This is a genomic window from Saccharopolyspora taberi (genome assembly GCF_039534165.1).
Taxonomy (GTDB): Bacteria; Actinomycetota; Actinomycetes; order Mycobacteriales; family Pseudonocardiaceae; genus Saccharopolyspora_D; species Saccharopolyspora_D taberi.
On record NZ_BAAAUX010000035.1, the window covers coordinates 48,158 to 57,244 of the forward strand.

Consider the following 9,087-nt stretch of genomic DNA (forward strand, 5'->3'; position numbering starts at 1 on the left):
TCAGGACTCCTGTGCTGCGGCGACGACGGCCAGCGGCTGGTCCAGCCCGACCGACTGTCCCTTTCGGACATTCACTTCGGTGACGACGCCGTCGACCGGGGCGGTGATGGTGTGCTCCATCTTCATGGCCTCGACGACGAACAGGGTCTGGCCGCTGCGGACCTGCTGGCCGGGGCTGACCTCGGCGACCAGGACGGTTCCGGGCATCGGGCTGGTGACCGCGCCGTCGGAGCCGCCCGCCGCGCCGTCGCGGTCGGCCAGCAGCCGGTGCTCGTGCAGCGCCCACGCGTGGCCGCCCGCGGCCAGCCAGGTCACGCCGTCGGCGCGGGCGACCCGGTAGCGCCTGGTCGCGCCCTGGTAGGTGACGGTGAGCAGGTCGCCGCGGAGCTCGGCGCGGGCCGGGCCGACGACGCCGCCGACCTCGACCTCGGCGTTGTCGGCGCGTCCGCGGATGCGGACCTCGACGTCCTCGAACCGCCAGACCGCGGGCGCGGGAGCGCCGAGTCGCCAGCCGCCGGGCACGTCCCACGGGTCGACGACCGGGCCCGCGGGCTCGTCGGCGATCAGCCGGTCCAGCGCGGCGGCGACGTGGACCTCCTCCGGGGTGCCGGAACCGGACGCGACCAGGGTTTCCAGCTCGCGCTCGACCAGTCCGGTGTCGAGCCTGCCCGCGACCACCTCGGGGTGGACCACCAGGGAGCGCAAGAAGGCGATGTTGGTGTGCAGGCCGAGGACCGCGGTCTCGCCGAGCGCCGCGTCGAGCCTGCGCAGGGCGTCGGAGCGGGTCGGGGCCCAGGCGATGACCTTGGCCAGCATCGGGTCGTAGTCGGAGCCGACGCGCATGCCGGTCCAGATGCCGGAGTCGACCCGGATGCCCGGTCCGGTGGGCTCGTGCGCGTCGAGGACGTCGCCGCCGGTGGGCAGGAAACCGCGGGCCGGGTCCTCGGCGTAGACGCGGGCCTCCACCGCGTGCCCCTCGATCCGCAGCTCGCCCTGCGCCCAGAGCAGCGGCTCGCCCTGGGCGACGCGGACCTGCTGCTCGACGAGGTCGATGCCGCGCTCGCCGCCGGCGGCGGTGACCAGCTCGGTCACGGGGTGCTCGACCTGGAGCCGGGTGTTCATCTCCATGAAGAAGAACTCGTCGGGCCGGTCGGCCGAGACGATGAACTCCACGGTGCCCGCGCCGACGTAACCGACTGAACGGGCGGCGTCGACGGCCGACCGGCCGATGCGCTCCCGGGTCCCGGCGTCGAGCAGCGCGGACGGGGCCTCCTCGATGATCTTCTGGTGCCTGCGTTGCAGGCTGCACTCGCGTTCGCCGAGGTGCACGACGTTGCCGTGCTGGTCGGCGAGGACCTGGACCTCGATGTGGCGGGGCCTGCTGACGTAGCGCTCGACGAACAGCGTGTCGTCGCCGAAGGACGCCCGCGCCTCCCGCCGCGCCGAGGCGATCGCCTCGTCCAGTGCGGACTCCTCGTGGACCGCCCGCATGCCCTTGCCGCCGCCGCCCGCCGACGGCTTGAGCAGCACCGGGAAGCCCGCGTCGACCGCGGCCCGGTGGATCTCGTCGTCGGTCATGCCGGGCTCGCTGCGGCCGGGGACGACCGGGACCCCGGCGGCGCTGACGGTCTGCTTGGCGCGGATCTTGTCGCCCATCGAGTCGATGGCCGATGCGGGCGGGCCGATGAACACCACGCCCGCGTCGGCGCAGGCAGTGGCGAAGGCGCTGTTCTCGGCGAGGAACCCGTAGCCCGGGTGGATCGCCTGGGCGCCGGTCCGCTTCGCCGCGTCGAGGATGCGGTCGATGCTGAGGTAGCTCTCGGTGGCCGCGCGCGGGCCGATGTGGACGGCGGTGTCGGCCTCGGCGACGTGGCGGGCGGAGCGGTCGGCGTCGGAGTAGACCGCGACCGAGCGGATGCCCAGGCGCCGCAGGGTCCGGATCACGCGGACCGCGATCTCCCCCCGGTTGGCGACCAGCACCGTGTCGAAGCGCTGCACGATCCTCATCCCTCCACTTCGCGAAGTTCCGAGCTCCATCACGGGCCTCACATCCGGAAGACGCCGTAGCCGACCGGCTCCAGCGGCGCGTTGGCGGCGGCCGAGATGGCCAGGCCGAGCACGGTTCGGGTCTGCTTGGGGTCGATCACGCCGTCGTCCCACAGCCGCGCGGTCGAGTAGTACGGGTGCCCCTGGTGCTCGTACTGGTCGCGGATCGGCTGCTTGAACGCTTCCTCCTCCTCGGCGGGCCAGTCCTGCCCGCGGGCCTCGAACTGGTCGCGGCGCACGGTGGCCAGCACCGACGCCGCCTGCTCGCCACCCATCACCGAGATCCGCGCGTTCGGCCACATCCACAGGAAGCGCGGCGAGTACGCCCGCCCGCACATCGAGTAGTTGCCCGCGCCGAACGACCCGCCGATGACGACGGTGAACTTCGGGACCCGGGCGCAGGCGACGGCGGTGACCATCTTGGCGCCGTGCTTGGCGATCCCGCCCGCTTCGTACTCCTTGCCGACCATGAAGCCGGAGATGTTCTGCAGGAACACCAGCGGGATCGAGCGCTTGTCGCACAGCTCGATGAAGTGCGCGCCCTTCATGGCCGACTCGCTGAACAGGATCCCGTTGTTGGCGACGATGCCCACTGGATGCCCGTGGATCCGCGCGAAGCCGGTCACGAGCGTGGCGCCGTAGTCGCGCTTGAACTCCTGGAAGCGGCTGCCGTCGACGACCCGCGCGATGACCTCACGGACGTCGTAGGGCGTGCGGCTGTCGGTGGGCACCACGCCGTAGAGCTCGTCGGGGTCGACGGCGGGCGCTTCGACCGGCGCGACGTCCCACGGGCGCGGGGCGCGCGGTCCGAGGGTGCTCACGATCGACCGCACGATGCGCAGCGCGTCCGGGTCGTCGACGGCCAGGTGGTCGGTGACGCCGGAGGTGTGCGAGTGCAGCTCGCCGCCGCCGAGCTCCTCGGCGGTCACCTCGGCACCGGTCGCGGCCTTCACCAGCGGCGGACCGCCGAGGAAGATCGTGCCCTGCCTGCGGACGATCACCGCCTCGTCGCTCATCGCGGGCACGTACGCGCCGCCCGCGGTGCACGAGCCCATGACGGCGGCGATCTGCGGGATGCCGCGCGCGGACATGGTCGCCTGGTTGTAGAAGATCCGCCCGAAGTGCTCGCGGTCCGGGAACACCTCGTCCTGCCTGGGCAGGAACGCGCCGCCGGAGTCGACCAGGTAGATGCACGGCAGGTTGTTGTGCAGGGCGACTTCCTGCGCGCGCAGGTGCTTCTTGACCGTCATCGGGTAGTACGTGCCGCCCTTGACCGTGGCGTCGTTGGCGACGATCACGCACTCGCGGCCGGAGACCCGGCCGACGCCGGTGATGATCCCGGCCGACGGCGCCTCGTCGTCGTAGAGGCCGTGCGCGGCCAGGGTGGACAGCTCCAGGAACGGCGAGCCGCGGTCGAGCAGCGCGTCCACCCGGTCGCGGGGCAGCAGCTTGCCGCGCTCGACGTGGCGCTGCCGGGACTTCTCCGGGCCGCCGAGGCGGGCGCGGTCCAGCTCGGCGTCGAGGTCGGCGACGAGCTTGCCGTGCTGCTCGGCATAGCGCGCGTAGGACTCCGAGGCCGGGTCAACGGTCGTGGTCAGAACCGGCGCATCCATGGGTCGGACACCTTCCGCGGTCGGCGCGTTAGTCATCGTTAACTCGCCGCCGATGTTAACGACGACTAACCTCGTCGTCTAGTATCTGACCGATGTCGGACACCGCCAAGTCGTCCCGCCGCGCCCAGATCCTCGACGCGGCGGCGGACCTGTTCGCGCGCTACGGCTTCCACGGCGTCGGCATCGACGACATCGGTGCCGCCGTCGGCATCTCCGGGCCCGCCCTGTACCGGCACTTCCGCAGCAAGGACGCGATGCTCGCCGAGATGCTGACCGGCATCAGCGACAAGCTGCTGCTCGGCGGCCGGGGCCGGGTGGGCACGGCCGACGACCCGCGAGCGGCGCTGGACGCGCTGGTCCGCTGGCACGTCGAGTTCGCGCTGACCAACTCGGCGCTGATCACCGTGCACATGCGCGACCTCGACAGCCTCGCCGCCGCCGACCACCGCCGGGTGCGCGAGTCGCAGCGCAGCTACGTCGAGGTGTGGGTCGACGTGCTCCGCAAGGTGCGGACCGACCTCGACGAGCCGACCGCGCGGGCGGCGTCGCACGCGGTGCTCGGACTGATCAACTCCACGCCGTACAGCGCGCACCTGGGCACCGAGGCCATGTCGGACCTGCTGCACTCGATGGCGCTGAACGCGCTGGGTACCGGAGCTTGACGAGCGCGGCCTGGCGCACAGCTTCCAGCTCTACCCGGACTCCGAGGCGGTGCTCGCGCACTGGAAGATGTCCGACCCCTACATCCAGGACGTGATGGAGCACTGCACCGTGGAGTCGTTCGAGACCTACGGCGAGATGTCCGACGAGGTGCTCACCGGGCTCCGCTCCGGACTGGCCGGCGCGGCGGTGGAACGGCCGCTCGTCACCGGTTTCACCCGGTTCCGGTGATCGCGTTGCCGTGGGTTGACGACGGGTCAAGACTGGGAAGGTCGGCAAGCCCGTTTGGAGGCAGGCCATGGCCGCGGTCAGCGAACGCCCGTCGCCGGTGCCGACGCGCGCGTACACGCGCACCCGCGCGCGCAAGGGGTCGCGGATGCTGCCGTGGCTGCACACCACCGACCCCAAGCAGATCGGCCTGCTCTACCTGATCACCGCGTTCGGGTTCTTCATCGCCGGTGGCGCGATGGCGCTGCTGATGCGCGGTGAGCTGGCCTACCCGGGACTCCAGTTCCTGTCCCAGGAGCAGTACAACCAGCTGTTCACCATGCACGGCACGGTCATGCTGCTGCTGTTCGCCACGCCGATCGTGTTCGGCTTCGCCAACGTCGTCCTGCCGTTGCAGATCGGCGCTCCGGACGTCGCGTTCCCCCGGCTGAACGCCTTCTCGTACTGGCTGTTCCTGTTCGGCGGGCTGATCGTGATGAGCGGGTTCCTGATGCCCGGCGGCGCCGCCGACTTCGGCTGGACCGCCTACGCGCCGCTGTCCCGGATCAACGTCGGGTTCGGCGGCGACCTGTGGATCACCGGGCTGATCGTCAGCGGTCTGGGCACCATCCTGGGTGCGGTCAACATGATCACCACGCTGATCTGCATGCGCTGCCCCGGCATGACGATGTGGCGGATGCCGATCTTCTGCTGGAACATCTTCGCGACCAGCCTGCTGGTGCTGATGGCGTTCCCGATCCTGACCGCGGCGCTGTTCGCGCTGCTGGCCGACCGGCACCTGGGGGCGCACGCGTTCGACCCGGCCAACGGCGGCGCGATCCTCTACCAGCACCTGTTCTGGTTCTTCGGGCATCCCGAGGTCTACATCGTGGCGCTGCCGTTCTTCGGCATCGTCACCGAGATCTTCCCGGTGTTCAGCCGCAAACCGCTGTTCGGCTACACCGGCCTGGTGATGGCGACGCTGCTGATCATGGGGCTGTCGGCGGTGGTGTGGGCGCACCACATGTTCGCGACCGGCGCGGTGCTGCTGCCGTTCTTCTCGTTCGCGACGTTCCTGATCGCGGTGCCCACGGGCATCAAGTTCTTCAACTGGATCGGCACCATGTGGAAGGGGCAGCTGACCTTCGAGTCGCCGATGCTGTTCAGCACCGGGTTCCTGGTGACCTTCCTGCTCGGCGGGCTGACCGGCATCCTGCTGGCGTCCCCGCCGCTGGACTTCCACATCACCGACACCTACTTCGTGGTGGCGCACTTCCACTACGTGCTGTTCGGGACGATCGTGTTCGCGGTGTTCGCCGGGGTGTACTTCTGGTTCCCGAAGATGACCGGCCGGATGATGGACGAGACGCTGGGCAAGCTGCACTTCTGGCTCACCTTCGTCGGGTTCCACCTGACGTTCCTGGTGCAGCACTGGCTGGGCGACGAGGGCATGCCGCGCCGGTACGCCGACTACCTGGAGCTGGACGGCTTCACAACGCTCAACCAGGTCTCGACGATCGGTGCCTTCGTGCTCGGCGCCTCGATGCTGCCGTTCCTCTGGAACGTCTTCCGCAGCTACCGGTTCGGCGTGGTGGCCAACGTGGACGACCCGTGGGGGCACGGCAACTCGCTGGAGTGGGCGACCTCGTGCCCGCCGCCGCGGCACAACTTCACCGCGCTGCCGCGGGTGCGGTCGATCCGGCCCGCGTTCGAGCTGCACTACCCGCACATGACCGAGCGGCTGGAGCTCGAAGCGCACGCCACCCTGCGCCGCGACAAGAGTCCGTGACCGATTCGTGATGGAACCCGGGGAAATCCCATTTCAGAAGCCTGCGCGCGATTTTCCCGGCCGCTTTCCGCAACGGCGTTTTCGCAGGTCAGCACAAACATGAACGGACGTTTCACGTTTGACAGGGCCAATTCGAGCGGGCAATCATTGGCTGATCCGAAAAACCACCCCTGACCAGGGGTTTCTTCGTCATGCCCAGCCAACCCCGCAAGGAGGGGACGATGATCCATGCCCGCGGACTGACCCGGACGTTCAAGGTCAGACGGGAGTCGGTCGAGGCGGTGCGCGGCATCGACCTGGACGTCGAGCCCGGCCGGCTGGTCGCGTTCCTCGGCCCGAACGGCGCAGGAAAGTCCACCACCCTGCGCATGCTCACGTCGTTCCTGCCGCCGACCTCCGGCAGGGCGACCGTCGCAGGCCACGACGTGGTGGCCGACCCCGCCGCTGTCCGCGCCCGGATCGGCTACGTCGGCCAGAAGAACAGCGCGGGCGAGAACTTCCGGGTCCGCGACGAGCTGGTGACGCAGGGCCGCTGCTACGGCCTGACCCGCGCCGAGGCCGGCCGCCGCGCCGACGAGGTGCTCGACCTGCTCGACCTCACCCCGCTGGCCCGGCGCAAGCCGGGCACGCTCTCCGGCGGCCAGCGCCGCAGGCTCGACATCGCGATGGGCATGGTCCACCGGCCGGACCTGCTGTTCCTGGACGAGCCGTCGACCGGCCTGGACCCGCAGAGCCGCAACAACATCTGGGAGCACATCCTGCGGCTGCGCGAGGAGCACGGCACCACGCTGTTCCTGACCACCCACTACCTGGACGAGGCCGACAGCATGGCCGAGCGGGTGGTGGTCATCGACCACGGCCGGATCATCGCCGACGGCACCGCGGAGCGGTTGAAGAGCGACCTCGCGGGCGACCAGATCACCGTCTCGGTGGCCGCCGAGGACGTCCCGAGGGCCAGCGGGATCGCCGCCCGGATCGGGGAGGTCAGCAGCGACGAGACCGCGGTCCGGGTGCGGGTGCCGCGCGCGGACGCGGCGCTGCCGGACCTCCTGCGGGCGCTGGAGGACGCCGGGGTCAAGGCGCTGACCGCCGAGTCCTCCCGGCCGACCCTCGACGACGTCTTCCTCGCACTGACCGGCCGCAGCCTGCGCGAGAGCGGGCAGGAGGCGGCGTGAGCGACACTCCCCACCCCGCTCACGACCGCCGACCGGGTGCGGGCGCCCCGCAAGACACAGCAGGCGGCATGAGCCACACTCCCCACCCCGCTCACGACCGCCGACCGGGTGCGGGCGCCCCGCAAGACACAGCAGGCGGCGTGAACCACGACCAAGGAGACCACCGCATGACCCGATTCCTCCGCGACACCGCGACCGTCTTCTCCCGCGAGTTCGCTCCCCTGCTCCGGTCCCCGATGGGGCTGCTGTTCTCGATGGTGCAGCCGCTCCTGTTCCTGTTCCTGTTCGGACCGCTGCTCGGCGGCACGCAGGCGGGCGGCCCTTCGCCGTGGCAGTGGTTCGTGCCCGGTGTGCTGGTCCTGATGTGTCTGTTCGGTCCGATGATGGCCGGGTACAACCTGCTGGTGGAGCTGGGCGGCGGGTCGCTGGAGCGGATGCTGGTCACGCCGCTGAACCGCAGCGCGATGCTGGTCGGCCGCACCGGCAAGGAGTTCGTGCTGCTGCTGGCGCAGGCGGCGCTGATCATCGTGCTGGCGATCCCGCTGGGGTTCCGGCTGAACCTGGCCGGCGTGCTCGCCGGGATGGCGCTGCTGGCGCTGTTCGCGGTCGGGCTCAGCTCGCTGTCGTTCGTGCTCGCGCTGGCCTCGCACCCCAGCGGGGAGCTGTTCTACCTGGTCGCGCAGCTGCTGCTGTTCCCGCTGATGCTGCTGTCCGGGGTGCTGCTGCCGATGGACTTCGGGCCCGCGTGGTTGCAGGTCGCCGCGCAGCTGAACCCGGTGTCCCACGTCGTCGACGCGGAGCGGGCGCTGTTCGACGGGCGGTTCGCCGAGGCGTCGGTCGGCTACGGCCTGCTGGCTGCGGGCGCGGTCGCCGCGATCGGGCTGGTGCTCGGGACCAGGGCGATGCGACGCGGGGTCTGAGGAGCCTGCTCTGCACTCGCTCTGCTTGGGCGGCGCCGGAAGCGTTTCGCCGCGGAACGATTCGGGGTGGTTAGAGTTGCCGCGTGCCAGAGGACCACTCCGAGATCGGCGCCGCCTTCCTGCTGACGCAGCTCGGCACGCACGCCGCGACGCGGTTCGCCGAGCGCGTCAGCGCGCTGGGGCTCACGCCGCCGCAGACCGGGATGCTGCGGATGATCGGCGGCACCCCGGGACTGAGCCAGCAGGCGCTGGCGCAGGCGCTGGGGATGGCGCCGAGCAAGATCGTGGCGTTCGTCGACGAGCTGGAGGCGCGCGGGCTCGTCCGGCGCAGCCGGAGCGTCCGCGACCGCCGGGTGCACGAGCTGACGCTCACCGACCAGGGGCAGGAGCTGATGGGCCGGATCCGGGAGCTGGCCGCCGAGCACGAGGCCGACTTCTGCCAGCCGCTCGACGCCGACGAGCGCGAGCAGCTCGCCGGTCTGCTGCGGCGGATCGCCGAGCACCACGGGCTGGCTCCCGGCGTGCATCCGGGTTACCGGTCCCTGCGATGAAGAAGGACCCGTGGGCCGTCCGGCTCACGGGTCCTTCCGCTGCTCACCTCAGCCCGCGTGCGCGGGAGCCGGTGCCTGCACCGGCGCGGAGCGGCCGATGACGTTGCCCGCCGCGTCCAGCGCCTC

8 protein-coding genes are annotated in these 9,087 nt (G+C 70.9%); 6 read left to right on the plus strand and 2 right to left on the minus strand.

Features of this window, described 5'->3' with window-relative positions:
* Entirely contained in the window at positions 1–2,007 is a 2,007-nt protein-coding gene (locus tag ABD691_RS31580) for an acetyl/propionyl/methylcrotonyl-CoA carboxylase subunit alpha (RefSeq protein ID WP_344686011.1), read from the minus strand.
* A 38-nt stretch (positions 2,008–2,045) separates the two neighbouring features.
* Entirely contained in the window at positions 2,046–3,659 is a 1,614-nt protein-coding gene (locus ABD691_RS31585) for a carboxyl transferase domain-containing protein (RefSeq protein WP_344686012.1), read from the minus strand.
* 92 nt (positions 3,660–3,751) lie between these two features.
* Between ABD691_RS31585 and ABD691_RS31590 the strand changes: the two genes are divergently transcribed.
* From ABD691_RS31590 to ABD691_RS31615, 6 genes are all read left to right on the plus strand, one after another.
* A complete protein-coding gene (locus ABD691_RS31590) occupies positions 3,752–4,321 on the plus strand; it encodes an SACE_7040 family transcriptional regulator (protein WP_344686013.1) in 570 nt (189 codons plus the stop codon).
* A gap of 49 nt (positions 4,322–4,370) precedes the next feature.
* Positions 4,371–4,550 carry a hypothetical protein gene (locus ABD691_RS31595; protein ID WP_344686014.1) on the plus strand — a complete coding sequence of 60 codons (180 nt, stop codon included), beginning with the start codon at positions 4,371–4,373 and terminating at the stop codon, positions 4,548–4,550.
* Between the two features lie 67 nt (positions 4,551–4,617).
* Positions 4,618–6,315: an aa3-type cytochrome oxidase subunit I gene (gene ctaD, locus ABD691_RS31600; RefSeq protein ID WP_344686015.1), complete on the plus strand. Its 1,698-nt coding sequence runs from the start codon at positions 4,618–4,620 to the stop codon at positions 6,313–6,315.
* Between the two features lie 221 nt (positions 6,316–6,536).
* Entirely contained in the window at positions 6,537–7,490 is a 954-nt protein-coding gene (locus ABD691_RS31605; protein ID WP_344686016.1) for an ABC transporter ATP-binding protein, read from the plus strand.
* Between the two features lie 167 nt (positions 7,491–7,657).
* Positions 7,658–8,410: an ABC transporter permease gene (locus ABD691_RS31610; RefSeq protein WP_344686017.1), complete on the plus strand. Its 753-nt coding sequence runs from the start codon at positions 7,658–7,660 to the stop codon at positions 8,408–8,410.
* 83 nt (positions 8,411–8,493) lie between these two features.
* On the plus strand, positions 8,494–8,961 hold the full coding sequence (locus ABD691_RS31615) for a MarR family winged helix-turn-helix transcriptional regulator (RefSeq protein WP_344686018.1): 468 nt from the start codon (positions 8,494–8,496) through the stop codon (positions 8,959–8,961).
* Positions 8,962–9,087 lie beyond the last annotated feature (126 nt).